The 26,007-nt window shown below is 39.8% G+C and carries 29 protein-coding genes and 1 other annotated feature; all 29 genes read left to right on the top strand.

The window, feature by feature from the left end; all coding sequences use genetic code 11:
• Nucleotide 1: 1 nt before the first annotated feature.
• The 29 genes from rlmB to rpsQ all read left to right on the top strand — a co-directional run bounded on the left by rlmB (nt 2) and on the right by rpsQ (nt 25,969).
• Nucleotides 2-745, top strand: a complete 744-nt coding sequence (gene rlmB, locus BLS02_RS18595; protein ID WP_092494532.1) for a 23S rRNA (guanosine(2251)-2'-O)-methyltransferase RlmB — start codon at nt 2-4, stop codon at nt 743-745.
• Nucleotides 746-747: 2 nt separating this feature from the next.
• Entirely contained in the window at nt 748-1,254 is a 507-nt protein-coding gene (locus BLS02_RS18590) for an NYN domain-containing protein (RefSeq protein WP_092494531.1), read from the top strand.
• A gap of 210 nt (nt 1,255-1,464) precedes the next feature.
• On the top strand, nt 1,465-2,115 hold the full coding sequence (gene sigH / locus BLS02_RS18585; RefSeq protein WP_092494530.1) for an RNA polymerase sporulation sigma factor SigH: 651 nt from the start codon (nt 1,465-1,467) through the stop codon (nt 2,113-2,115).
• Nucleotides 2,116-2,185: 70 nt separating this feature from the next.
• Nucleotides 2,186-2,335 (top strand): 50S ribosomal protein L33, encoded by a 150-nt coding sequence (gene rpmG, locus BLS02_RS18580; protein ID WP_092494529.1) that lies wholly within the window; start codon nt 2,186-2,188, stop codon nt 2,333-2,335.
• 34 nt (nt 2,336-2,369) lie between these two features.
• Entirely contained in the window at nt 2,370-2,549 is a 180-nt protein-coding gene (secE, locus tag BLS02_RS18575; protein ID WP_092494528.1) for a preprotein translocase subunit SecE, read from the top strand.
• 148 nt (nt 2,550-2,697) lie between these two features.
• A complete protein-coding gene (gene nusG / locus BLS02_RS18570) occupies nt 2,698-3,231 on the top strand; it encodes a transcription termination/antitermination protein NusG (protein ID WP_092494527.1) in 534 nt (177 codons plus the stop codon).
• A 661-nt stretch (nt 3,232-3,892) separates the two neighbouring features.
• The gene (gene rplK, locus BLS02_RS18565) at nt 3,893-4,318 is read left to right on the top strand and encodes a 50S ribosomal protein L11 (RefSeq protein WP_139180819.1); all 426 of its coding nucleotides are present in this window, start codon (nt 3,893-3,895) and stop codon (nt 4,316-4,318) included.
• A gap of 138 nt (nt 4,319-4,456) precedes the next feature.
• Nucleotides 4,457-5,155, top strand: a complete 699-nt coding sequence (gene rplA, locus BLS02_RS18560) for a 50S ribosomal protein L1 (RefSeq protein WP_092494526.1) — start codon at nt 4,457-4,459, stop codon at nt 5,153-5,155.
• Nucleotides 5,156-5,203: 48 nt separating this feature from the next.
• Nucleotides 5,204-5,352 (top strand) — a sequence feature (ribosomal protein L10 leader region).
• A 29-nt stretch (nt 5,353-5,381) separates the two neighbouring features.
• Nucleotides 5,382-5,891 carry a 50S ribosomal protein L10 gene (gene rplJ / locus BLS02_RS18555; RefSeq protein ID WP_092494525.1) on the top strand — a complete coding sequence of 170 codons (510 nt, stop codon included), beginning with the start codon at nt 5,382-5,384 and terminating at the stop codon, nt 5,889-5,891.
• 67 nt (nt 5,892-5,958) lie between these two features.
• Nucleotides 5,959-6,324, top strand: a complete 366-nt coding sequence (gene rplL / locus BLS02_RS18550) for a 50S ribosomal protein L7/L12 (RefSeq protein ID WP_092494524.1) — start codon at nt 5,959-5,961, stop codon at nt 6,322-6,324.
• A 148-nt stretch (nt 6,325-6,472) separates the two neighbouring features.
• Nucleotides 6,473-7,075: a class I SAM-dependent methyltransferase gene (locus tag BLS02_RS18545; RefSeq protein WP_092494523.1), complete on the top strand. Its 603-nt coding sequence runs from the start codon at nt 6,473-6,475 to the stop codon at nt 7,073-7,075.
• A gap of 584 nt (nt 7,076-7,659) precedes the next feature.
• Nucleotides 7,660-11,196, top strand: coding sequence for a DNA-directed RNA polymerase subunit beta (gene rpoB, locus BLS02_RS18535; protein WP_092494521.1), 3,537 nt, complete (start codon nt 7,660-7,662; stop codon nt 11,194-11,196).
• Between the two features lie 96 nt (nt 11,197-11,292).
• Nucleotides 11,293-14,904, top strand: a complete 3,612-nt coding sequence (gene rpoC, locus BLS02_RS18530; RefSeq protein WP_092494520.1) for a DNA-directed RNA polymerase subunit beta' — start codon at nt 11,293-11,295, stop codon at nt 14,902-14,904.
• A gap of 214 nt (nt 14,905-15,118) precedes the next feature.
• Entirely contained in the window at nt 15,119-15,370 is a 252-nt protein-coding gene (locus BLS02_RS18525) for a 50S ribosomal protein L7ae-like protein (protein WP_092494519.1), read from the top strand.
• A gap of 141 nt (nt 15,371-15,511) precedes the next feature.
• Nucleotides 15,512-15,928 carry a 30S ribosomal protein S12 gene (gene rpsL / locus BLS02_RS18520; RefSeq protein ID WP_092494518.1) on the top strand — a complete coding sequence of 139 codons (417 nt, stop codon included), beginning with the start codon at nt 15,512-15,514 and terminating at the stop codon, nt 15,926-15,928.
• A 35-nt stretch (nt 15,929-15,963) separates the two neighbouring features.
• Nucleotides 15,964-16,434 (top strand): 30S ribosomal protein S7, encoded by a 471-nt coding sequence (gene rpsG, locus BLS02_RS18515; protein WP_092494517.1) that lies wholly within the window; start codon nt 15,964-15,966, stop codon nt 16,432-16,434.
• A gap of 40 nt (nt 16,435-16,474) precedes the next feature.
• Nucleotides 16,475-18,553 (top strand): elongation factor G, encoded by a 2,079-nt coding sequence (gene fusA / locus BLS02_RS18510; protein ID WP_092494516.1) that lies wholly within the window; start codon nt 16,475-16,477, stop codon nt 18,551-18,553.
• A 125-nt stretch (nt 18,554-18,678) separates the two neighbouring features.
• On the top strand, nt 18,679-19,869 hold the full coding sequence (gene tuf, locus BLS02_RS18505) for an elongation factor Tu (RefSeq protein WP_092494515.1): 1,191 nt from the start codon (nt 18,679-18,681) through the stop codon (nt 19,867-19,869).
• A gap of 1,062 nt (nt 19,870-20,931) precedes the next feature.
• Nucleotides 20,932-21,240 (top strand): 30S ribosomal protein S10, encoded by a 309-nt coding sequence (gene rpsJ, locus BLS02_RS18500; protein WP_092494514.1) that lies wholly within the window; start codon nt 20,932-20,934, stop codon nt 21,238-21,240.
• 29 nt (nt 21,241-21,269) lie between these two features.
• Nucleotides 21,270-21,899, top strand: a complete 630-nt coding sequence (gene rplC, locus BLS02_RS18495) for a 50S ribosomal protein L3 (protein WP_092494513.1) — start codon at nt 21,270-21,272, stop codon at nt 21,897-21,899.
• 26 nt (nt 21,900-21,925) lie between these two features.
• Nucleotides 21,926-22,549 (top strand): 50S ribosomal protein L4, encoded by a 624-nt coding sequence (gene rplD / locus BLS02_RS18490; protein WP_092494512.1) that lies wholly within the window; start codon nt 21,926-21,928, stop codon nt 22,547-22,549.
• Entirely contained in the window at nt 22,549-22,836 is a 288-nt protein-coding gene (gene rplW, locus BLS02_RS18485) for a 50S ribosomal protein L23 (RefSeq protein WP_092494511.1), read from the top strand. The genes rplD and rplW overlap by 1 nt, the downstream gene beginning before the upstream one ends.
• 31 nt (nt 22,837-22,867) lie before the next feature.
• On the top strand, nt 22,868-23,698 hold the full coding sequence (gene rplB / locus BLS02_RS18480) for a 50S ribosomal protein L2 (protein ID WP_092494510.1): 831 nt from the start codon (nt 22,868-22,870) through the stop codon (nt 23,696-23,698).
• A 57-nt stretch (nt 23,699-23,755) separates the two neighbouring features.
• A complete protein-coding gene (gene rpsS / locus BLS02_RS18475) occupies nt 23,756-24,034 on the top strand; it encodes a 30S ribosomal protein S19 (RefSeq protein ID WP_092494509.1) in 279 nt (92 codons plus the stop codon).
• Nucleotides 24,035-24,052: 18 nt separating this feature from the next.
• Nucleotides 24,053-24,394, top strand: coding sequence for a 50S ribosomal protein L22 (rplV, locus tag BLS02_RS18470; protein ID WP_092494508.1), 342 nt, complete (start codon nt 24,053-24,055; stop codon nt 24,392-24,394).
• 3 nt (nt 24,395-24,397) lie between these two features.
• Nucleotides 24,398-25,039 (top strand): 30S ribosomal protein S3, encoded by a 642-nt coding sequence (gene rpsC / locus BLS02_RS18465; protein ID WP_092494507.1) that lies wholly within the window; start codon nt 24,398-24,400, stop codon nt 25,037-25,039.
• Between the two features lie 18 nt (nt 25,040-25,057).
• Nucleotides 25,058-25,492 (top strand): 50S ribosomal protein L16, encoded by a 435-nt coding sequence (gene rplP, locus BLS02_RS18460; RefSeq protein WP_092494506.1) that lies wholly within the window; start codon nt 25,058-25,060, stop codon nt 25,490-25,492.
• Entirely contained in the window at nt 25,482-25,682 is a 201-nt protein-coding gene (gene rpmC, locus BLS02_RS18455) for a 50S ribosomal protein L29 (RefSeq protein WP_036578662.1), read from the top strand. Before rplP ends, rpmC begins: the two co-directional genes overlap by 11 nt.
• Nucleotides 25,683-25,705: 23 nt before the next feature.
• Nucleotides 25,706-25,969, top strand: coding sequence for a 30S ribosomal protein S17 (gene rpsQ, locus BLS02_RS18450; protein WP_092494505.1), 264 nt, complete (start codon nt 25,706-25,708; stop codon nt 25,967-25,969).
• Nucleotides 25,970-26,007: the final 38 nt, after the last annotated feature.

Here is a 26,007-nt window from a genome sequence, read left to right as displayed (position 1 = left end):
TATGGATCAGGAAATTATTATCGGTAAGAACCCTGTAATCGAAGCACTGAACTCCGGACGATCAGTAAATAAGGTATTAGTATCAGAACAACTGAACAAACAATTATTCGGGAAGTTGCAGAAACTTAGCAGAAATGCCGGGACAATAATTCAAAAAGTACCCAAAAAGAAGCTTGACCAACTTGTGGAAGGTTCACATCAGGGGATTGTAGCCTATGTAGCATCCTATCAATATGCAACTTTAGAGGATCTGTTTGATAAAGCAAATGACAAAAATGAAACACCTTTCTTTATTATATTGGATGAGCTGGAAGATCCTCATAATTTAGGGTCTATCTTACGGACTGCTGATGCTACAGGTGTTCACGGGGTAATTATTCCAAAACACAGGTCAGTTGGCCTTACTTCAACCGTGGCAAAAACTGCAGCAGGAGCACTAGAGCATATTCCTGTTGCAAGGGTGACAAATATTGCTAATACCATTGATGAATTAAAGCAACGTTATGTCTGGGTCGTTGGAACAGCCGCCGATGGTACAGAAGATTACCGTGAGCTTGATGGTGACTTATCTGTCGCCATTGTGATTGGTAATGAAGGTAAAGGAATAAGCCGTTTAGTTAAAGATAAGTGTGATTGGACTGTTAGCCTTCCTATGACTGGACATGTTTCCTCCTTAAACGCATCTGTAGCATGTAGTTTGTTACTGTATGAAATATATCGAAAAAGATTTCCGCTTGGTGAATAGACATGTTTGTACTAGTTGTTGACGGTTATAATATCATCGGTGCATGGGAAGAACTACAGAAACTTAAAGAAAAAGATATTGGACAGGCACGGGACAGATTGATTGAATTGATGGCAGAGTATCAATCGTATTCAGGGTGCCGAGTTATCATCGTATTTGACGCGTACTATGTAAAAGGGATCGAAAGCAAGCATAAATCATACAATGTTGAGGTTATTTACACAAAAGAAAACGAAACTGCCGACGAATGTATTGAAAGGCTTGTTAAAGGATTAAAGAACGTAAAAAATCAAGTGTATGTAGCAACGTCAGACTACGCAGAGCAACGAACTATATTTGGGCGTGGAGCTTTAAGGAAGTCAGCGAGAGAATTATATATTGAATTTAAAGATATTGAAAGAGAAATTGAAAAAGATATAGAAGTACACAAAAAGGTACAACCTAAAATCAGAATCCCATTAAAAAAAGAAGTACATGAAAAATTTGAAAAGTGGAGACGGGGAGACTAATAACACCTCGTTCTCCACTTTTTAATTGTCCAGTATTGGTGTATAGAATATACTAGTGACTAACGTTGAATGAATATTTGCGCTTGTATCGGCAGTTAAGAAAAGTATAAATTTTCCTATCTTCCAAAGTTTTCTAATATTGACGTTAGTGAAGCGCTTACTGTATAATACTTTTAAATTGACTACATTGTAGTCGGGGGGTCATTTTTGGTGAGTGTTAAGCTAGCAGCAGAAAAGAACCAAAGCCTAAAAATGCTGGATGATGATAGTATTATCCTTCTTGTGCATCAAGGGAATAGTCAAGCACTAGATTTTTTAATAAATAAATATATCAATTTTGTACGAGCGAAAGCAAGAACTTATTTCATCATTGGTGCTGATAAAGAGGATATTATTCAAGAAGGCATGATAGGTCTGTATAAGGCAATACGCGACTATGACGGGGACAAGCTATCATCGTTTAAAGCGTTTGCTGAACTTTGTGTGACCCGACAAATTATTACGGCAATTAAAACAGCTACTAGACAAAAGCACATACCACTTAACTCGTATGTATCACTAGATAAACCAATTTATGATGAAGAATCAGACAGGACATTACTGGATGTTGTAGCAGGGTCAAAAGCAATTGACCCACAGGAATTACTCATAAATAGAGAAAAGTTTGGTGATATGGAATATAGATTGTCAGAATTACTTAGCGAGTTAGAAAAAGAAGTGTTGCGTCTATATTTAGATGGACAAACCTATCAGGAGATTTCAGTCGAGTTAAAACGTCACGTGAAATCGATAGATAATGCTTTGCAGCGGGTAAAGCGTAAATTGGAACAGCTGCTGGAATCGAATGAAACCAGCGTATAATAGCCGTTGACACATCTTAGTAACCATGCTACAGTTATATGAGTAAAAAACCCTACAACGGGGTGATAAAATGAATAAAAAAATAACATTAGCGTGTGCAATTTGTTCAAGCAGAAACTATACAACTAGTAAAAATGTATCCACAAAACCTGTACGTATGGAAGTTAGAAAGTATTGCAAAACATGTGGGAAGCATACATTGCACCGTGAGACTAAATAATAGCACTCTTCGGGTAGAGTTTGGGGGTACAAGCATGAATCTTGTTCAATTTTTTAAGAATGTATCTCGGGAAATGAAAAAAGTTAGTTGGCCAAAAGGTCGTGAATTAACTAGTTACACCATAACTGTAATATCAACAGTAGTGTTTGTGGCATTGTTTTTCACAGTAATAGATCTTGGGATTTCCGAAATTTTAAGTTCATTTTTTGAATAATTAAGCTATAATTATGTTATAATGGAATATAATATTTCGATTTAAAAAAACCCGGGGTAAACGGGTTTTTTAATATTGCAGATCTTTTTAGGGAACTTAAAGTTTTTAAGCTAAGGGAGGGAAGGGCAAGTAATTTTGTCCTGCTTAAATGGAAAAAAATTGGTATGCTGTTCATACATATTCCGGGTATGAAAATAAAGTAAAAACAAATTTAGAAAAACGTGTAGAATCAATGGGTATGGAAGATAGAATCTTTCGTGTAATCGTGCCGGAAGATGAAGAAACAGAAATTAAAAACGGTAAGAAAAAAGTTGTCAAAAAGAAATTTTTCCCTGGATATGTTCTGGCGGAGATGGTGATGACTGATGATTCATGGTATGTTGTTAGAAACACACCCGGCGTAACAGGGTTCGTGGGATCAAGTGGACATGGAACGAAACCTACGTCGCTTTTACCTGATGAGGTAGATGCTGTTCTGAAGCGCATGGGGGTAGCCGAACCTGTTATGCAGCTCGACTTTGAAATAAAAGAAAATGTACGAGTTAATGATGGGCCATTCACAAATTTCACAGGAACAATTGAGCATATTGATGTTGATAAGCAAAAGGTTAAGGTACATGTTAATATGTTTGGGCGTGAGACACCAGTTGAACTGGATTTCTCCCAGATTGAAAAATTATAACAGGAATTATTTTACGGCTGTTTTTTGGCAGTTAAGAAAGTATAAATCCTTTCTTACTGCATAAGTGCAACTAAGGCATTCGCCATTAAGGCTTGGCGAATGCCGAGTTTTCTAATAGAACTAGACCGCGTCGAGAATCACTGCCTATCAACTGAGGAATTTATGCTAAACTACCGGTGAGGAAAAAGCTCGATTTCCGCGGGCAACGCTTCAGCTTCCTCGGAAGCAAAAATTGCTTCCTAAGGGATTTTCAGCTTTTGCTTTTCCCGCAGGAGTCTCGTATTTTTCCGCAGCTAGATATTACTTTATTATCAAGTGAAAGAAAAGAATCCATAGCAAATGATGGTAACAGTGATTTATTTGTTATTAAGCAGTCCTACTTCTAATGCGCGATTTCAGCCATTCAGCAAAGGGAGTACACGAAAACTCCCGCGGAAAGCATAGTGTATTTACGAAATGGTATGTTATGTTCATAGCAATAAACTATGAAAAAAGAGCCTGTTTTATAAAAGTGTTTCAACAAAACCTTGCATAATTTTATGATTCATGCTAAAATTCTTTTGTTATTTATGTCCTCGATATTCGGGGAAAATGGCTAATAATGAGTGGGAGGGGAAATTTCCCCAATTACCACATCACGGACTTTAAGGAGGTGTGTCTCGTGGCTAAAAAAGTAATCAAGTTAGTTAAATTACAAATTCCAGCTGGTAAAGCAAACCCAGCACCACCAGTAGGGCCGGCGTTAGGTCAAGCAGGTGTTAATATCATGGGATTCTGTAAAGAATTTAATGCGCGTACGCAAGATGATGCTGGTATGATTATTCCGGTTGAAATTACGGTATTTGAAGACCGTTCATTTACATTTATCACAAAAACTCCGCCTGCTGCTGTATTGTTGAAAAAAGCAGCTGGGATTGAAACTGCTTCAGGTGAACCAAACCGTAATAAAGTTGCTACTGTTAAGCGTGATAAAGTACAAGAAATTGCGGAAACAAAAATGCCTGATTTAAACGCCGCTGACGTAGAAGCAGCGATGCGCATGGTTGAAGGAACTGCACGCAGTATGGGCATTACGATTGAAGACTAATGTCTAACAATCTTTAATAGGTACAGGTTGCGGGAATGGGTCACCATCCATCGCAACCTTTTTGCAAGCTATAAAAGTATTTATACTTTTATAAGTGGGAGGTCTTACCGCTATAACCACAATTGAGGAGGAAACAAAATGGCTAAAAAAAGTAAAAGACTTCAAGAAGCTGCGAAGCTTGTTGATCGTACGAAATCATATGAAGTGCAAGAATCTGTTGCATTGTTAAAAGAAACAGCAAAAGCAAACTTCGATGAAACTGTAGAAGCGGCATTTCGTTTGGGTGTAGACCCTAAGAAAGCTGACCAGCAAATTCGTGGAGCAATGGTATTGCCGCATGGTACTGGTAAAACACAACGTGTACTAGTATTTGCAAAAGGTGATAAAGCAAAAGAAGCTGAAGAAGCTGGCGCAGATTATGTTGGAGAACAGGATTTAATCAATAAAATCAATCAAGGTTGGTTTGAATTCGACGTGATTGTTGCAACTCCTGACATGATGGCCGAAGTTGGTAAACTTGGACGTGTATTAGGACCAAAAGGACTAATGCCTAATCCGAAAACCGGTACAGTAACATTTGAAATTGAAAAAGCTGTTAACGATATTAAAGCTGGTAAAGTGGAATATCGTGTTGATAAGTCAGCTAACATTCATGTTCCAATTGGAAAGATTTCATTCGACAATGAAAAATTAGTTGAAAACTTTGAAGCAATTACAGAAGCACTTGTAAAAGCTAAACCACAAGCTGCTAAAGGTATCTACATGCGTAATGCATCAGTGACATCAACAATGGGGCCTGGAATTAAAGTAGACGTCTCAAGTTATGTTCGCGGCTAATTTGTTGTTGACATTCTAACGAGAATTAGGTATACTGAATTGCGTTGTAAAAATGAATACGTTGAACCGTAGACAGTAGGTGCGAGCAATCGCTTAATTTCCTGCCGAGGTGTTTAAAAGCAGATTAACTGATCATTATTGATTATAATTTGTCATAAAAGCCTCCATGTCTACATGGAGGCTTTATTAGTCTCGTTTTTCGGTAACGTTAATAGGAGGTGGAACAATGTCCAATAGCAATATTATTGAGCAAAAACAACAAATCGTACAAGAGATTTCTGCTAAATTCCGTGACAGCCAATCTACTTTGTTAGTTGATTATCGTGGTCTTGATGTAGCTGAGGTAACAGAATTACGTAAACAGCTTCGTGAAGCTGATGTTGAATTCAAAGTTTATAAAAACTCAATGGCTCGTCGTGCTGTGGATGCTGTAGAATTAGGAGAGTTATCTGATACATTGGTAGGTCCAACTGCAATTGCATTTAGTAATGAGGATGTAGTGGCACCAGCTAAAATATTGAATAACTTTGCAAAAGATCACAATGCGCTAGAAATTAAAGGCGGCGTAATTGAAGGTCAGGTTGCATCGCTTGAACAAATTAAAGAACTTGCCGATCTGCCAAATTACGAAGGCATGGTATCTATGTTGCTTAGCGTGCTGCAAGCGCCTATACGTAATCTTGCGTATGCAACACAAGCAATCGCAGATCAAAAAGAAGAAGAACAAGGTGCATAAATTGACTTTAGAGCAATATAGCATTCTGGAAATATTAAATTTAAAAAGAAAAATGGAGGAATAAATCATGACTAATGAACAAATCATTGAAGCGGTTAAAGAAATGTCTGTTTTAGAATTAAACGATCTTGTTAAAGCAATTGAAGAAGAATTTGGTGTAAGTGCTGCAGCTCCAGTTGCTGCTGCCGGTGCTGCTGGCGGCGCGGAAGAAGCTGAAGAACAAACTGAATTTGACGTAGTACTTGAAAGTGCTGGAGATTCAAAAATTAAAGTAGTAAAAGCTGTTCGCGAAATCACTGGTCTTGGTCTTAAAGATGCAAAAGACTTAGTAGACAATGCTCCTAAAGCAGTTAAAGAAGCTACTTCTAAAGAAGACGCTGAAGAAATCAAAGGCAAACTAGAAGAAGTTGGAGCAGCAGTAGAAGTTAAGTAATTATAGTTTTAATAGCAGTTAAGAATGCTGCATAAGTTGAACTCGGCTTAGAGATAAGCTAAGTTTTCTAAAAAGAGCTCGTCGGGATCCACGACGGGCTCTCTATATATTTATTTCTTCATATATTACACACGAAGTAGGTGCCCTAATGTCAGAGCATTACTTTTCGCAAAATCCTCAATCTAAAAGTTCACCCAAGAAATGGAATTACCAATTACGAGGCAAGGTTTACACATTTGAAAGTGATTATGGTGTTTTTTCAAAAAATGAAGTGGATTATGGTTCACGTTTACTAATAGAACAATTCAGGCCGCCTTCGATTACAGGCGAATTTCTGGATTTGGGTTGTGGTTACGGTCCGATTGGAATTACGTTGGCGGATTGTTATCAAGATCGAAACATAATCTTGACAGATATTAACGAACGCGCTATCAACCTCGCCCAACAAAATGCTGACCACAATAATGTAGTAAATGTTGAATTTGTGCAAAGTGATCGTTTGAGCAATCTAACAAATCGGTCGTTTGCTGCTATACTGACAAATCCGCCGATTAGAGCAGGAAAAAAAGTGGTTCACCAAATGTTTGAAGATAGCAAGAATGCTCTATTGCAGCATGGTCAATTGTGGGTGGTTATTCAAAAGAAGCAAGGCGCACCTTCAGCAAAGGAAAAATTAAGTGATTTATTTGGAAATGTTGAAGTTGTTGTACGCAGTAAAGGATATTTTATATTGAGAGCTACAAATGATTGACCTTAGTTTTTACATGTGATAGTATAGTAAAATGCTAACATGGGACTTCCTTTGTCAAGGGGAAATTCTGTGAGAAATGAAACGTATAATTCATCGGTAATCGGAGACACTGTTAAAATCCCAAAAAATAAACACCAAGGTTTTTATAAAAGCCTTTTTTCGCATTTAAGAAAGTATAATACTTTCTTATTGCATAAGTCTGCCGAGGCTTTCGTTATTAGGGCTTGCATTCCAAAGTATAAGGGGTTTCTAAAAAAGCGAAAGATGCTTTCAAAAAGACCTTTTACGATGAGCCGGGTTTTCTAATATTTTAATTATATCATATTGAAAAGTGATAATTACTGGTGAATGAAAAATATGTGCTTGTATAACTCCGAATTACAAGTTTGTTCAGCATGTTTTTCGAACAGTAGCACTTGTGCTATTGTTGTTTCGTATCAACACACAAATAGGATTCAAAAAACAACTGATTTAATCTACATTATATCAGTTCGTTTTTGCTAAATATTATTAGTCATTTTTCTAAAGAGCGTATTTACGCTTTAATAGTTTATGAAAAATGCTTGATTTGAGGGGTGAAGTTGTTGACAGGTCAACTAGTTCAGTATGGACGGCACCGCCAACGCAGGAGTTATGCGCGTATTAGCGAGGTGTTAGAATTACCAAATCTAATCGAGATTCAAACCGCTTCTTACCAGTGGTTTTTAGAAGAAGGTTTGAGAGAAATGTTCAAGGATATTTCTCCTATTGAAGATTTTACAGGCAACCTTTCGCTAGAATTTGTTGATTATAGTCTCGGGGAACCGAAATACCCTGTAGACGAATCAAAAGATCGAGATGTCACGTACAATGCTCCACTTCGCGTGAAGGTTCGTTTAATCAATAATGAGACCGGTGAAGTGAAAGAGCAAGAAGTATTTATGGGTGATTTTCCACTCATGACAGACACGGGTACATTTATCATTAATGGGGCTGAGCGTGTCATCGTTTCTCAGCTTGTACGTTCACCTAGTGTTTATTATAATGAGAAATTCGACAAAAATGGAAAACGCGGTGTTACAGCAACGGTTATTCCGAATCGTGGTGCATGGCTGGAATTTGAAACAGATGCCAAAGATGTCGCATACGTAAGAATTGATCGCACACGTAAATTGCCAATCACGGTACTTTTACGTGCACTTGGTTTTGGTTCTGATCAGGAAATAATCGATGTACTAGGTGAAAGCGAGTACCTTAAGAATACATTAGAAAAAGATAATACAGAAACAACAGATAAAGCGTTATTAGAAATTTATGAACGTCTACGTCCTGGTGAACCACCAACAGTAGATAACGCAAAAAGTTTATTGGTTTCACGTTTCTTTGATCCGAAGCGTTACGACCTTGCCCATGTAGGTCGTTACAAAATGAATAAAAAGCTGGACATTAAAAATCGCCTGTTTAATCAAGTGCTAGCTGAACCAGTTGTCGATCCGGAAACTGGGGAAGTCTTAGCGCAAAAAGGTGATAAATTAGAGCGTAAACTACTTGATAAGATAATTCCTTATTTGGAAAATGAGGAGAATAAACTCGGCGCAAAAAGTGTTGAACTACAAGAGGGAGTTCTTGAGGATCCGATACTTGTACAATCAATTAAAATAATAGACCCTACTGACCCAAGTGGTGAAAGAGAATTAGATGTTATTGGTAATGCCGGTGTGGACAGAAACGTTAAAAACATAATGCCTGCTGACATTTTATCGGCGGTTAACTATTTCTTTAATCTACTTCACCGTGTTGGAGGCACAGATGACATAGATCATCTGGGTAACCGCAGACTTCGTTCTGTTGGGGAATTATTACAAAACCAATTCCGTATCGGTCTATCTCGTATGGAACGTGTTGTGCGTGAAAGAATGTCGATTCAGGACACGTCTAGTATTACACCGCAACAATTAATTAATATTCGACCTGTGATTGCGTCAATCAAGGAATTTTTCGGGAGTTCACAGCTATCACAGTTTATGGACCAAACAAATCCATTAGCAGAGTTAACACATAAGCGTCGTTTGTCTGCCCTGGGACCAGGTGGTTTGACCCGTGAGCGCGCAGGATTCGAAGTTCGTGACGTTCACTATTCTCACTACGGCCGTATGTGTCCAATTGAGACACCAGAGGGACCAAACATCGGTTTAATAAACTCGTTGTCCAGTTATGCAAAGGTTAATGAATTTGGCTTTATTGAAACGCCGTATCGTCGAGTTGACCCTGAAACAGGTAAAGTAACAGCACGAATTGATTACCTAACGGCGGATGAAGAAGATAACTACGTTGTAGCTCAGGCGAACGCTCGTTTAAACGAAGATGGCAGTTTTACAGACGATGAAGTAATTGCACGTTTCCGCGGTGAAAATACAGCTGTACCGCGTGAACAGCTTGATTACATGGATGTATCTCCTAAACAAGTTGTCTCGGCTGCGACTGCATGTATTCCGTTTTTAGAAAACGATGACTCTAACCGTGCATTAATGGGAGCTAACATGCAGCGTCAAGCAGTACCGTTGTTGCAACCTGAAGCACCAGTTGTTGGAACAGGTATGGAATATGTTTCCGGTAAAGACTCGGGTGCAGCGATTATTTGTGTTAACGATGGTATTGTCGAACGTGTAGAAGCAAAAGAAGTTCACATTCGTCGTGTTTCTGAAGTGGACGGAAAAGAAGTAAAAGGTGATTTAGACCGTTATCGTTTGCAAAAATACATTCGTTCCAACCAAGGAAGTTGTTATAACCAACGTCCTATCGTAAGCCAAGGAGATCGTGTTACAAAAGGCGAAATTCTTGCGGATGGTCCATCCATGGAAGATGGGGAGCTGGCATTAGGCAGAAATGTCCTTACCGGCTTCATGACTTGGGAAGGTTACAACTACGAAGATGCAATCATCATGAGTGAACGACTTGTAAAGGATGACGTTTATACTTCTATTCATATAGAGGAATACGAATCTGAAGCTCGTGATACGAAACTCGGGCCAGAAGAAATTACCAGAGATATTCCGAATGTTGGCGAGGATGCCTTAAAAGACCTAAATGAAGAAGGAATTATTCGTGTAGGTGCCGAAGTCTCGGATGGAGATATCTTGGTTGGAAAGGTAACACCTAAAGGGGTAACCGAACTATCCGCTGAAGAACGTTTGCTACATGCAATCTTTGGTGAAAAAGCACGTGAAGTTCGTGACACATCACTACGAGTGCCTCATGGTGCTGGCGGAATTGTTTTGGATGTTAAAATCTTTAATCGTGAAGATGGCGATGAACTGCCACCAGGTGTTAATCAGCTTGTTCGAGCATATATCGTTCAGAAACGTAAGATATCTGAAGGTGACAAAATGGCCGGACGACATGGTAACAAAGGTGTTATTTCCAAAATACTACCTGAAGAAGACATGCCGTTCTTACCAGACGGGACACCAATCGATATCATGCTTAATCCATTGGGTGTACCATCACGTATGAATATCGGACAGGTGTTTGAAATGCACTTAGGTATGGCTGCACGTCAACTTGGTATTCATGTGGCAACACCGGTATTTGATGGTGCTTCAGAGCAAGATGTTTGGGATACATTGGAAGAAGCGGGTATGCCAAAAGACGCCAAGACCGTATTATATGATGGAAGAACGGGAGAGCCGTTTGACAACCGTATATCAGTTGGTGTCATGTACATGATTAAACTTGCGCACATGGTTGATGACAAGTTGCACGCTCGTTCAACAGGACCGTATTCACTTGTAACACAGCAACCACTAGGCGGAAAAGCGCAATTTGGTGGACAGCGTTTCGGTGAGATGGAAGTTTGGGCACTTGAAGCATACGGTGCCGCATATACACTTCAGGAAATATTGACGGTTAAATCTGATGATATTGTCGGTCGCGTAAAAACGTATGAATCAATTGTTAAAGGCGACAATGTTGCCGAACCAGGAGTTCCAGAATCCTTTAAAGTCCTTATTAAGGAATTACAAAGTCTTGGCATGGACGTTAAGATGCTCGCAAGTGATGAGTCAGAAATAGAAATGCGTGATCTTGAAGAAGAAGAAACGCAAGCAGCAAGCAAACTGAACTTAGAAGTAGAAGGCAACTAAAAATAACGGAGTGTTGACTCAATACTGGGTCAGCACCTCCATCTATATAATTCTAAGTAATTGGTAAAATCGGACACTAAAAGGGAGGTAGGCCCCTTGCTAGATGTAAATAACTTTGAGTATATGAAAATAGGTTTAGCTTCATCAGAAAAAATTCGCTCTTGGTCATACGGCGAGGTCAAAAAACCAGAAACGATTAACTACCGCACACTAAAGCCAGAGAAAGACGGATTATTTTGTGAACGTATTTTCGGTCCACAAAAGGACTGGGAATGTCATTGCGGAAAATATAAGCGTGTACGGTATAAAGGTGTCGTTTGTGATCGATGTGGTGTAGAAGTTACCAAAGCTAAAGTGCGTCGTGAGCGTATGGGTCATATTGAATTAGCTGCACCAGTATCACATATTTGGTATTTTAAAGGGATTCCAAGTCGAATGGGTCTTGTATTAGATATGTCCCCACGTGCGTTAGAAGAAGTGATTTATTTTGCTGCATATATCGTTACAGAGTCAGGTGATACACCATTAGAGAAGAAACAACTTCTATCAGAAAAAGAGTATCGGGCATATTATGACAAGTATGGCAAAACTTTCAAAGCACAAATGGGAGCCGAAGCAATACGCAAGCTTTTACAGGATATCGATCTTGAAAAAGAAGTTGAAGCATTGCAAGAGGAGTTAAAAACAGCGCAAGGACAACGCAGAACTCGTGCAATCAAACGTTTAGATGTTTTAGAGGCATTTCGCCATTCAGGTAATGACACGTCATGGATGGTCCTTGATGTACTTCCAATTATTCCACCAGAAATTCGTCCAATGGTGCAACTTGATGGAGGACGTTTTGCGACTTCGGATCTGAACGATTTATATCGTCGTGTTATTAACCGTAATAATCGATTGAAACGTTTATTGGATCTTGGTGCACCAAGTATTATTGTGCAAAACGAGAAACGTATGTTACAGGAAGCTGTTGACGCATTGGTTGATAACGGGCGTCGTGGCCGTCCAGTTACAGGTCCGGGAAACAGACCATTAAAATCCTTATCTCATATGTTAAAAGGTAAACAAGGTCGTTTCCGCCAGAACTTACTTGGTAAACGTGTAGACTACTCAGGGCGTTCGGTAATTGTTGTTGGCCCAAGTCTTAAAATGTACCAGTGCGGGTTACCGAAAGAAATGGCGCTTGAGTTATTTAAGCCATTTATCATGAAAGAACTCGTTGAAAGAGGTATAGCTCATAATATTAAATCGGCAAAACGAAAAATTGAACGGGTGCATCCAGATGTTTGGGATGTATTAGAAGATGTTATTAAAGAACATCCTGTACTGCTTAACCGTGCTCCAACGCTGCACCGCTTGGGTATTCAGGCATTCGAACCAACATTAGTAGAGGGTCGGGCAATTCGCCTTCACCCATTAGTATGTACAGCTTATAACGCTGACTTTGATGGTGACCAAATGGCGGTCCACGTGCCACTTTCGGCAGAGGCTCAAGCGGAAGCACGTATTCTAATGCTTGCTGCTCAAAACATCCTAAATCCAAAAGATGGTAAACCGGTTGTAACGCCATCACAGGATATGGTGTTAGGTAACTATTATGTGACACTTGAACGCGAGAATGCAATTGGAGAAGGCAGCGTATTTAAAGATCTTAATGAGGCGCTGATAGCTTATCAAAATGGTTATGTTCATTTACACACGAGAGTTGCCGTGCAGGCATCCAGTTTGAACAAGAGATCATTCACTGATGAACAGCAGACTCAATTGTTAATTACGACAGTAGGTAAGCTCATATTTAATGAGATATTACCTGAATCATTCCCGTATATTAATGAACCAACAAATGATAATCTGGAAATTAAAACTCCAGAGAAGTATTTTGTTAAAAAAGGAACAGATATTAGGGAAGAGATTAAATCACGTGAGATTATTCCTCCATTTAAGAAAGGTATACTTGGAGATATAATTGCTGAAGTGTTTAAACGGTTTAAGATTAGTGAAACATCTAAAATGCTTGACAGAATGAAAGACCTTGGATTCAGCTATTCAACAAAAGCAGGAATGACTGTTGGTGTATCCGACATCGTTGTTTTAGCCGAAAAACAAAAGATTATCGAAGAATCACAATCTAAGGTTGATAACGTGTCAAAACAGTTCCGACGCGGCTTAATTACCGATGAAGAACGTTATGACCGAGTTATTGCAATCTGGTCTAAATCAAAAGATGATATTCAAGAACGTTTAATGCAATCACTTAACCCAAGAAACCCGATATTTATGATGAGTGATTCAGGTGCAAGAGGTAACGCATCTAACTTTACACAGCTTGCAGGTATGCGTGGTCTGATGGCCAACCCGGCTGGTAAAATTATTGAATTACCGATCAAATCAAGCTTCCGTGAAGGTTTAACGGTGTTAGAATACTTTATTTCTACACACGGTGCTCGTAAAGGTCTTGCTGATACTGCACTGAAAACAGCCGACTCTGGTTACTTAACCCGTCGTCTCGTCGATGTAGCACAGGATGTAATAATTCGTGAAGACGATTGTGGTACAGATCGTGGTTTACCTGTTTCAGCGTTAACCGATGGAACAGAATTGATCGAACCACTGTTGGATCGGTTAATCGGACGTACAGCGTTTGAAAAGGTTAGCCATCCTGAAACAGGTGAAGTAATAGTAGATATCAATGAAGTTATCTCAGAGGATCAAGCAAAACAAATTATTGAAGCAGGACATGAGCAAGTTACCATAAGAACTGCTTTCACATGTAATACCAAACATGGCGTTTGTAAGAAATGCTATGGCCGAAACCTAGCAACGGGTGATGAGGTAGAAGTTGGTGAAGCGGTAGGTATTATCGCTGCACAATCTATCGGTGAACCAGGTACACAGCTTACAATGCGTACATTCCACACAGGTGGGGTTGCAGGAGACGATATTACACAAGGTTTACCACGTATTCAGGAGCTGGTTGAGGCGCGTAACCCTAAAGGGCAAGCAGTTATCAGCGAAGTTCATGGTACAGTCTATGAAATAAAAGAAGTAAAAGATAAGCAGGAAATTGTTGTTCAAGGTGATGTAGAACAGCGCTCTTATCCTGTTCCGTACAATGCACGCATGAAAGTTACTGTTGGCGATGAAGTATCCGCTGGTCAAGAGCTTACCGAGGGTTCTGTTGATCCAAAAGAACTTCTTCGTGCACAAGGCGTACAAGGAGTTCAATCATACTTGTTACGTGAAGTACAGCGTGTTTATCGCATGCAAGGTGTTGAAATCGGGGATAAACACGTAGAAGTAATGGTTCGCCAAATGCTTCGTAAAATTCGTGTTGTTGAATCCGGAGATACAAATGTACTCCCTGGATCATTACTCGAAATACACCAATTCAAAGATGCAAACAACGCAGTATTACAGGAAGGAAAACGACCAGCTGTCGGTAAACCTGTATTACTGGGGATCACAAAAGCATCACTGGAGACTGATTCATTCTTATCAGCTGCATCCTTCCAGGAAACAACTCGTGTGTTAACGGATGCTGCCATTAAGGGTAAACGCGACGAACTGTTAGGTCTTAAAGAGAATGTAATCATCGGTAAACTGGTCCCTGCTGGAACTGGAATGCAACGTTACCGTAAGCTCAAATCATCTTTAGATCAAACGAGTGAAAAAGAAGAAGAACAAGAAGAAACAGAGACGGTAAAGTAACCATTTAACTTGGCTTTCGTCGTCGTGACTCTTGAGAGTCCTAGTTGAACTTATGCAGGAAGGAAAGTTCTATAATTTTCTTCCTGCCAAAAACAAGTGACTAAATTTCGGAAACACTAATAAAATAGTAAAATTTCAGTTGACATTAAAAAACGAGAATGATACTATGTTTAAGGTGTTTCCGATTGTACTTGTTACTTTGGAGGATATGCTAATGTCTTATGAAAAAGTAACTCAGGTTCAAACACAGCTGATAATCGGAACGAAGCAAACACTTAAAGCTATGAAAAATGGCGAGGTAAGTGAAGTTTTTATTGCTGATGATGCAGACCAACAAATCACACAAAAGGTAGAGCGTTTAGCTAATGAGCTGGATATGCCTTGTCACCGTGTTGATTCGATGGAACGACTAGGCGCTGCTTGCGGCATAGACGTTGGTGCATCGACAGTAGCAGTAAAACAATAGAGGTTTTGGCGGATTTTTTCGCGAAGGCTTTGTTTTTTGCTAAAGGATGAACCACCTGGATATGTGGGATTACAAATAACCAAAAATTGGGTGGCAACTGGGTTAAATTAAGCTTATAAACAAGAAGGGAGGATAACAATTATGCCTACAATAAATCAACTTGTACGTAAAGGTCGTGTGAACAAACCAAGAAAATCTGACTCTCCTGCACTAAATAGAGGGTACAACAGCTTCAAGAAAAGAGCTACGGATGAAAATTCACCACACAAACGTGGCGTTTGTACACGAGTTGGTACATTAACACCGAAAAAACCGAACTCTGCACTTCGTAAGTATGCACGTGTTCGTTTGTCAAATAACATGGAGGTAACTGCATATATTCCTGGAATTGGACACAATCTACAGGAGCACAGTGTAGTATTGATCCGTGGCGGTCGTGTTAAAGATTTACCGGGTGTTCGTTACCACATTGTACGTGGAGCACTTGATACCGCTGGTGTAGAAGGCCGTGCACAAGGCCGTTCTAAATATGGTGCAAAAAAACCTAAAAAGAAATAATTTTATAATATAGTTCTAGGAAAGGAGGGGGACATATGCCACGTAAAGGACCAGTACCTAAACGCGATGTCTTGCCAGATCCGCTTTATAATTCAAAGCTAGTTACACGTTTAATCAATCAAATCATGATAGACGGTAAAAGAGGTAAAGCACAAAAAATTCTTTATAATGCGTTTGAACTTGTCGCAGAAAGAAGTGGACAAAACGCAATGGAAGTTTTTGAACAAGCAATGAAAAATGTAATGCCAGTACTTGAGGTTCGAGCACGTCGTGTTGGTGGTTCAAACTACCAAGTACCGATGGAAGTACGCCCAGAACGCCGTCAAGCACTAGGTTTACGTTATGTTGTTAATTACTCACGTCTTCGCGGAGAAAAAACAATGGAAGAGCGACTTGCCAATGAAATTCTTGACGCTTCCAACAACACAGGATCATCAGTTAAAAAACGCGAAGAATTGCATAAGATGGCTGAAGCCAATAAAGCATTTGCTCACTATCGCTGGTAATAAAACAAAATAAAGATTTTTACAGGAAGGAGAAGAATACATGGCTAGAGAGTTCTCCTTGGAAAAGACGCGTAATCTTGGTATTATGGCACACATTGATGCAGGTAAGACCACTACTACTGAGCGTATTCTTTTCTATACAGGACGTATTCATAAAATTGGCGAAACTCATGAAGGCGCTTCTCAGATGGACTGGATGGAGCAGGAGCAAGAGCGCGGTATCACAATTACATCCGCAGCAACTACTGCTCAATGGAAAGGTTATCGTATAAACATCATTGATACACCAGGACACGTAGACTTCACAGTAGAAGTTGAACGTTCATTGCGTGTACTTGATGGGGCGGTAACTGTTCTTGACGCGCAATCAGGTGTGGAACCACAAACCGAAACTGTATGGCGCCAGGCAACAACTTATGGTGTACCTAGAGTGGTATTTATTAACAAGATGGATAAAGTGGGAGCAGATTTCCTTTATTCCACAGAGACATTAAAAAAACGTTTAGGTGCTAACGCTCATCCAGTTCAATTACCAATTGGAGCTGAGGATGATTTTGAAGGTATTATTGACCTCATCACAATGGATGCTTACTATTATCTAGATGATCTGGGAACACGTGCAGAAGCGCGCGAGATTCCAGCAGAATATAAAGAAAAAGCAGAAGAGCTGCGTGCTAGCTTAGTAGAAGCTGTTTCCGAGTTAGACGAAGAGCTAATGATGAAGTATCTAGAAGGAGAGGAAATCTCCAACGACGAACTTAAAAAAGCGATTCGTACAGCAACACTAAATATTGAATTTTACCCTGTATTTGTTGGGTCAGCTTTCAAAAACAAAGGTGTTCAACTAATGTTGGATGGTGTAATTGATTATTTGCCAGCACCAACTGATGTTCCACCAATAGAAGGTAAGATCCCTGGTACGGAAGAGGAAGTAGTTCGTGAGTCATCTGATGACGCGCCTTTCTCTGCACTAGCATTTAAAGTGGCGACAGACCCATACGTTGGTAAGTTAACATTCTTCCGCGTATATTCTGGAACATTATCTTCTGGTTCTTATGTTAAGAACTCAGTAAAGGATAAGCGTGAGCGTGTAGGACGTATCCTGCAAATGCACGCAAATTCCCGTGAAGAAATCTCAACTGTATATGCAGGAGAGATAGCTGCCGGAGTTGGTTTGAAAGATACATCAACAGGGGATACACTTTGTGCTGAGAAGGATCTTGTAATCTTGGAATCAATGGACTTCCCTGAACCGGTTATCGGTGTTGCAATTGAACCTAAAACAAAAGCTGACCAGGATAAAATGGCAATTGCTTTAGGTAAACTTGCAGAAGAGGATCCTACATTCAGAACAGAAACAGACGTAGAAACTGGTCAAACAATTATTTCTGGTATGGGTGAATTACACCTTGATATTATCGTTGACCGTCTAAAAAGAGAATTTAAAGTAGAAGCAACTGTTGGTGCACCACAGGTAGCGTACCGTGAGACATTCCGCGGATCAGCTGAAGTTGAAGGTAAATTCGTACGTCAGTCTGGTGGTCGTGGACAATACGGACACGTTTGGGTTAAATTTGAACCTAACGAAGAAGGTGCAGGCTTTGAATTCACTAATAAAATCGTTGGTGGTGTTGTACCACGTGAATACATTCCATCTGTTGAACAAGGTATTAAAGAATCAACAGCAAATGGTGTATTAGCTGGCTACCCATTAATTGATATTAAAGCAACACTTTATGATGGAAGTTATCATGATGTAGACTCAAACGAAATGGCATTTAAGATAGCTGGTTCAATGGCCTTAAAGGCTGCTAAAAACAAATGTCAGCCTGTTCTTTTAGAGCCTATGATGAAAGTTGAAATCGTAATCCCTGAAGAATACATGGGAGATATCATGGGTGATGTTACTTCACGTCGTGGACGTGTAGAAGGAATGGAACCACGCGGGCCGGCACAACTTGTTAAATCATTTGTACCACTTGCAGAAATGTTCGGTTATGCAACTGCATTACGTTCAAACACGCAAGGCCGCGGGACATTTACAATGCACTTTGATCATTATGAACAAGTGCCGAAAAGTATTTCAGAAGAAATTGTCAAGAAAAATGCAGGCGAATAATTGATTTTTTTCTAAATCTGAAGTATAACTTTTATTGAAGGCTAAGAAATAACATAATTGTTATTTCTTGGCTGAAAATATAAAATCTAAAACATACTTTTATTTATTTAAAGGAGGAACTATAAATGGCTAAAGAAAAGTTCGATCGCTCAAAAAGTCACGTTAACATTGGAACAATTGGACACGTTGACCATGGTAAAACAACATTAACTGCTGCAATTACTACTACATTGCACAAACAATCTGGTGAAGGTACTGCAATGGCGTTTGACCAAATCGACCATGCTCCAGAAGAAAGAGAACGCGGTATTACAATCGCAACATCTCACGTTGAGTATGAAACAGATACTCGTCACTATGCTCACGTTGACTGCCCTGGACACGCTGACTATGTTAAAAACATGATTACCGGTGCAGCACAAATGGATGGTGCTATTCTAGTAGTATCTGCCGCTGATGGTCCTATGCCACAAACACGTGAACACATTTTGCTTTCACGCAACGTTGGTGTTCCGGCGATTGTTGTTTTCCTTAACAAAACAGATATGGTAGATGACGAAGAATTACTAGAACTAGTTGAAATGGAAGTTCGCGATCTATTAACTGAATACGACTTCCCTGGTGACGATATCCCAGTAATTAAAGGTTCTGCACTTAAAGCTCTTGAAGGCGATGCAGATTACGAAGAAAAAATCTTCGAACTTATGGCTGCAGTTGATGAGTACATTCCAACTCCAGAACGTGACAATAACAAGCCATTCATGATGCCAGTTGAGGACGTATTCTCAATTACTGGCCGTGGTACTGTTGCAACTGGCCGTGTTGAACGTGGTTCAGTTAAAGTTGGTGACGATGTTGAGATTATCGGTCTTGCTGAAGCTCCATCTAAAACAACTGTAACTGGTGTTGAAATGTTCCGTAAGCTTCTTGATTATGCTGAAGCAGGTGACAACATTGGTGCACTTCTTCGTGGGGTATCACGTGATGATATCAACCGTGGTCAAGTACTAGCTAAACCAGGTTCAATTACACCACATACAAATTTTAAAGCAGAAGTTTATGTGTTATCTAAAGAAGAAGGTGGACGTCATACTCCATTCTTCGCTAACTATCGTCCGCAGTTCTACTTCCGTACAACTGACGTAACTGGAGTTATTCAACTTCCAGAAGGAGTAGAAATGGTAATGCCTGGCGATAATATCGAAATGGATGTTGAGTTAATTTCAAAAATCGCTATTGAAGACGGTACACGTTTCTCAATCCGTGAAGGCGGACGTACTGTTGGATCAGGCGTTGTATCTTCAATTCAAAAATAATTATTATGTTAAATAAAAAGCAGACAGCGTGACGACGCTGTCTGCTTTTTTAGTTTCGTTTTATTCAGCAGGTAAGAAAATAACTTGGCTGTCGAATGCGCAGCACCATTTATTATGAAAATGAATTTAATCTAATTAGAAACATTTTTTATAGCAAATATGTGGTTTTGCGGACACTGTGGACCTTAAAGCATTCTATTAATCAAGGTATATGTTAGAAAACTTGGCATTCGCCAAACCTTAATAGAGATAAGTCTTAGTTGCACTTATGCAGTAAGAAAGTATTTATACTTAACTGCTAAAATAAGGGCTTCTGTCCGGATAACGATAGAAGTCGCGTAGAAATTAGCATAGATTTCGCCTCTTTTATTTCAGAAGCCATTTCTAACGGAATTAGGAATCGCTTCAACTGATTTGGCGGATCCTCATTCCGTTATTTCCTTGAAAACCATCGTTTCAAGCCTGGGTTCGGATCCTCGTTCCGCTATTTGTCATTTTCACCTCAAAATTGGCTGATTTACAGCTATTAACGGAACGAGGATCCGTCTCACCCTTCTAAGAGCACCTTTTTTGCCAATTAGCGGAATGAGGATTCATTTCGCTCGTTTGTCAGACTATCATTCCGAGTGGCAAACTTCATGCCCTAAAGTACGCGTAGTAAATTTCCGGCGGGTTATTATGAGTTGGGGCGGTACCTGGCATTTGCGGTAATTCTCGAGATACTAACCCACATATGAAATGAGAGATTAAGGCGAGTGGTCACGCACACAAAACCCGCTCAACAGAATTTAATTCTAGTTTGAGCAAATTTCTACAAAAAAATTTCTCTAACTCCTTGCAATCAGCGGAATAAGTTTGTATAATACATAGATGTGCAATCAAATAGTTATTCATAAAAAAAGGTTGCATTGACCACGTTTTTTCTTTATAATATTAATGTTGGTCAAAAAAGGCGATGAAGTGAAAGGTTGTTGACACACCCGGCCCCTTTGCCATGGCGGATGGTCAAGAAATTTTCACGGAGAATGTCTATTATAAAATGGGCGAAAAGGAGGGAAAATAATGGCAAAAGAAAAGATTAGAATTCGATTGAAAGCATATGATCACCGTATTTTAGATCAGTCTTCTGAAAAGATTGTAGATACAGCGAAGCGTTCTGGAGCGAGTGTTTCTGGACCGATTCCGTTGCCTACAGAAAGATCTGTTTACACTGTATTGCGTGCGGTGCACAAATACAAAGATGCTCGTGAGCAGTTCGAAATGCGTACTCATAAGCGCTTGATCGACATTGTTAATCCAACACCACAAACAGTTGATTCATTGATGCGTCTTGACTTACCATCCGGTGTGGATATTGAAATTAAATTATAAATTATTGAATTATATAGGAGGTGTAACGGATGACGAAAGGAATCTTAGGTCGTAAAATCGGCATGACTCAGTTATTTTCTGACGAGGGAGAGTTAGTCCCGGTAACAGTTGTTCAAGCTGAGCCAAACGTAGTATTACAAAAAAGAACATTAGAAAATGATGGCTACGAAGCAGTACAAATCGGTTTTGCAGATGAAAAGGAATCACGTACAAACAAAGCGGAAAAAGGCCATGCTGATAAAGCAAACACAGCCCCTAAGCGCTACGTTCGTGAAATCCGTAACGCAAATCTTGATGAATATGAAGTTGGTCAAGAACTTGGCGTTGATGTTTTTCAAACTGGCGATAAAGTCGATGTAACTGGTACTTCTAAAGGGAAAGGTTTCCAAGGGGTTATCAAACGCCACGGACAACAACGCGGACCGTCCACTCACGGCTCTCATTTTCATAGATCGCCAGGTGCGATGGGTGTAATTGACCCAATGCGTGTTTTCAAAGGCAAGAAACTTCCAGGTCAAATGGGTGGTAAACAAATCACCATTGAAAACCTTGATATTGTGAAGGTAGACGCTGAACGCAATCTGCTTTTAATCAGAGGTAATATCCCTGGTGCAAAAAAATCATTCGTAAAAATTGCGAGTGCATTAAAGGCTAACTAATCATATACACGAAGGGAGGATATGTCATGCCTAAAGTAGCACTATTAAAACAAGATGGATCTAAAGCTGGAGATTTTGAATTAAACGACTCCGTATTCGGTATTGAGCCAAACACACATGTTTTGAATGAAGCAGTATTAATGCAACGTTCATCACTACGTCAGGGCACACATGCTGTTAAAAACCGTTCACAAGTTCGTGGCGGCGGAGCTAAACCGTGGAGACAAAAAGGAACAGGTCGTGCACGTCAAGGTTCAACTCGTTCACCACAATGGGTTGGCGGTGGAACTGTATTTGGCCCAACACCACGTAGCTACAGCTATAAACTACCGAAAAAAGTACGTCGTTTAGCACTTAAGTCGGCACTTTCTTCAAAAGCAAAGGAAGAAGACTTGATTGTAGTGGAAAGCATTGCAATAGATGCTCCAAAAACAAAAGAAGTTGTACAAATGCTTAATGCGCTTAATGCAGATAAAAAAGCATTAATCGTAACTGCTGACAGAGACGAAACAGTAGTTCGTTCTGCCAATAATCTACAGAACGTAAATGTACTTACTGTAGAAGAAGTGAATGTACTAGACTTGCTTACGCATGACAAGCTGATCATAACCAAGGATGCAGCTGAAAAAGCAGGGGAGGTGCTTGCATAATGAAAGATCCACGTGATATTATAAAGCGCCCTGTCATTACAGAAGGTTCTGCTGACTTAATGGCAGAAAAGAAATATACTTTTGAAGTAACTCCAAAAGCAAACAAAACAGAGATTAAAGACGCTGTTGAGCTAGTTTTTGGTGTGAAGGTAGAAAAAGTAAACACTATGAATATTAAAGGTAAATTCAAGCGAATGGGCCGTTACGGCGGATACCGTTCAGATCGCAAAAAAGCTATTGTGCAGCTTTCAGAAGATAGTAAAGACCTAGACTTCTTTGAAGGTTAAATAGAGAAACTAGTGAAGGAGGGAAAACAAAATGGCTATTAAAAAATTCAGACCAACAACTAACGGCAGGCGTTTCATGTCTTCATCTGACTTTGCAGAGGTTACTACGGATACTCCGGAAAAGTCACTATTAAGTTCAATTTACAAGCGTGGCGGTCGTAATAACCAAGGTAAGCTTACAGTTCGTCATAAAGGCGGAGGTCACAAGCGTCAATACCGTATAATTGACTTTAAGCGTGATAAAGATGGAATACCTGGACGCGTTGCTACAGTGGAATATGATCCGAACCGCTCAGCTAATATTGCATTAATTCATTATGCAGATGGAGAAAAGCGTTATATATTAGCACCAAAAGGAATCAAAGTAGGACAAAAAATTGAATCTGGCGAACAAGCAGATATTAAGCTAGGTAATAGTCTTGCACTTCAAAACATTCCAGTGGGTACTATTATCCACAACATTGAATTGAAGCCTGGACGTGGCGGACAACTTGTACGCTCAGCTGGGGCAGAAGCTCAGATTCTTGGACGTGAAGATAAATATACGTTGGTACGCTTGAAATCAGGCGAAGTTCGTTTAATATTATCTTCATGCCGTGCAACAATTGGCCAAGTTGGAAACCTTGAGCATGAGCTTATAACTATAGGTAAAGCTGGTCGCTCTCGCTGGTTAGGCAAGCGCCCGACTGTTCGTGGTTCTGTTATGAACCCTAATGATCACCCACATGGTGGTGGTGAAGGACGTGCACCAATCGGACGTAAATCACCAATGTCACCTTGGGGTAAGCCTACACTTGGTTACAAAACGCGTCAGCGTAATAAACCTACAGATAAATATATCGTTCGTAAGCGTAAAAAATAAACGGATGAGACGACGGGCGGTAAGATCCGTCGTTCAATTACGAAAGGAGGTTTATCCATGGGTCGTAGCTTGAAAAAGGGACCTTTTGCAGATGACCATCTATTGAAAAAGATTGATACTTTAAATGAATCTGACAAGAAACAAGTAGTTAAATCTTGGTCTCGTCGCTCAACAATATTCCCTACTTTTGTTGGTCATACGATTGCTGTATATGACGGACGTAAACACGTACCTGTCTATGTTACAGAAGATATGGTCGGACATAAATTAGGTGAATTCGCGCCAACCCGTACTTATAGAGGACACGGTGGCGATGATAAGAAAACAAAACGCTAATGAGAGGAGGCGCTCCACATGCAAGCTAAAGCCGTTGCGAAATCTGTTCGTATTGCTCCTCGTAAAGTTCGTTTAGTCGTAGATTTGATTCGAGGAAAAGAAGTTGGTGAAGCAGTAGGAATACTACGCCACACACAACGTGGTGCTTCTCCAGTTGTAGAAAAAGTACTAAATTCTGCAATTGCGAATGCGGAACACAACTATGAAATGGAAGCAGATAACCTGGTAGTTTCTGAAGTATTTGTAAATGAAGGTGCTACATTGAAACGTTTTCGTCCACGTGCACAAGGACGTGCAAGTAAAATCAATAAACGCACAAGCCATATTACAGTGGTTGTAACTGAAAAGAAGGAGGGATAGTCAGTGGGTCAAAAAGTAAATCCAAAAGGTCTTCGCGTTGGTATCATTCGTGACTGGGAGTCAAAGTGGTATGCAGGCAAAGACTATGCAGACTTACTACACGAAGATATTAAGATTAGAGAATATCTTGAAAATCGCTTACGCATTGCTGCTGTTTCTTCTATCGACATCGAACGTGCAGCAAACCGTGTAAACATCACCATTCATACTGGTAAACCAGGTATGGTTATTGGTAAAGGCGGTTCAGAAGTAGAAGCTCTACGTAAATCATTAAATAGTCTGACTGGCAAGCGTGTTCACATCAATATCGTTGAAATTAAGAAAGTTGATTTAAACGCTGTATTAGTTGCTGATAACATTGCTCGTCAATTAGAAAATCGTATTTCATTCCGTCGTGCTCAAAAGCAAACTATTCAACGCGCAATGCGCGGAGGAGCAAAAGGAATTAAAACACAAGTATCCGGACGTTTAGGTGGCGCAGACATCGCTCGTGCGGAACATTACAGTGAAGGAACAGTACCACTACACACATTGCGTGCTGATATCGACTATGGCACAGCTGAAGCTGACACAACTTATGGTAAGTTGGGCGTTAAAGTGTGGATCTATCGTGGAGAAGTCCTTCCAACTAAAACTAATAAGTAAGGAAGGGGGAAATGCATTATGTTAATGCCTAAACGTGTGAAATATCGTAAGCAACATCGTGGTAAAATGAATGGCCGTGCTAAAGGTGGAACTACAGTAGCTTTTGGTGAATATGGTCTACAAGCACTTGAAGCTTCTTGGATTACAAGTCGTCAAATCGAGGCCGCTCGTATTGCAATGACTCGTTACATGAAACGTGGCGGTAAAGTTTGGATTAAAATCTTTCCAGACAAACCATATACTGCAAAACCCCTAGAGGTCCGCATGGGTTCCGGTAAAGGTGCTCCAGAAGGATGGGTAGCAGTAGTTAAACCAGGAAAAATAATGTTTGAAATCGCTGGTGTACCAGAAGAAGTTGCACGTGAAGCGTTGCGTCTTGCTTCTCATAAACTGCCGATTAGAACTAAATTCGTAAAACGTGAAGAAATTGGTGGTGAAATCAATGAAGGCTAATGAAATTAGAGAACTAACCACTGCCGAAATTGAACAAAAAGTTAAATCGTTAAAAGAAGAACTATTTAATTTACGCTTTCAGCTAGCAACAGGCCAATTGGAAAACACCGCACGTATTCGTGAGGTAAGAAAGTCTATTGCTCGTATGAAAACAGTTGTACGTCAACGTGAAGTAAGCGTGAATAACTGAAACAAGAGAGGAGGATAACCTCAATGACTGAGCGTAATGATCGTAAAGTATATACAGGCCGTGTCGTTTCAGACAAAATGGATAAAACAATTACTGTTTTAGTTGAAACTTACAAGTTTCATTCCTTATACGGTAAGCGTGTAAAGTACTCTAAAAAATTCAAAACACATGATGAAAATAATCAAGCTAAAAATAATGATGTTGTTCAAATCATGGAAACTCGTCCGCTATCAGCAACTAAACGTTTCCGTCTAGTTGAAATCGTTGAAGAAGCGGTAATAATATAATAAAGTTCGCTCGGAAGGTATCCGAAGGGAGGTCACAG

Origin of the sequence: Virgibacillus salinus (assembly GCF_900102415.1) — a bacterium.
In the GTDB taxonomy this organism is placed as follows: Bacteria; Bacillota; Bacilli; order Bacillales; family Amphibacillaceae; genus Lentibacillus; species Lentibacillus subterraneus.
The sequence above is the reverse complement of the archived record's forward strand: the minus strand, read 5'-3'. Positions and strand labels throughout refer to the sequence as shown.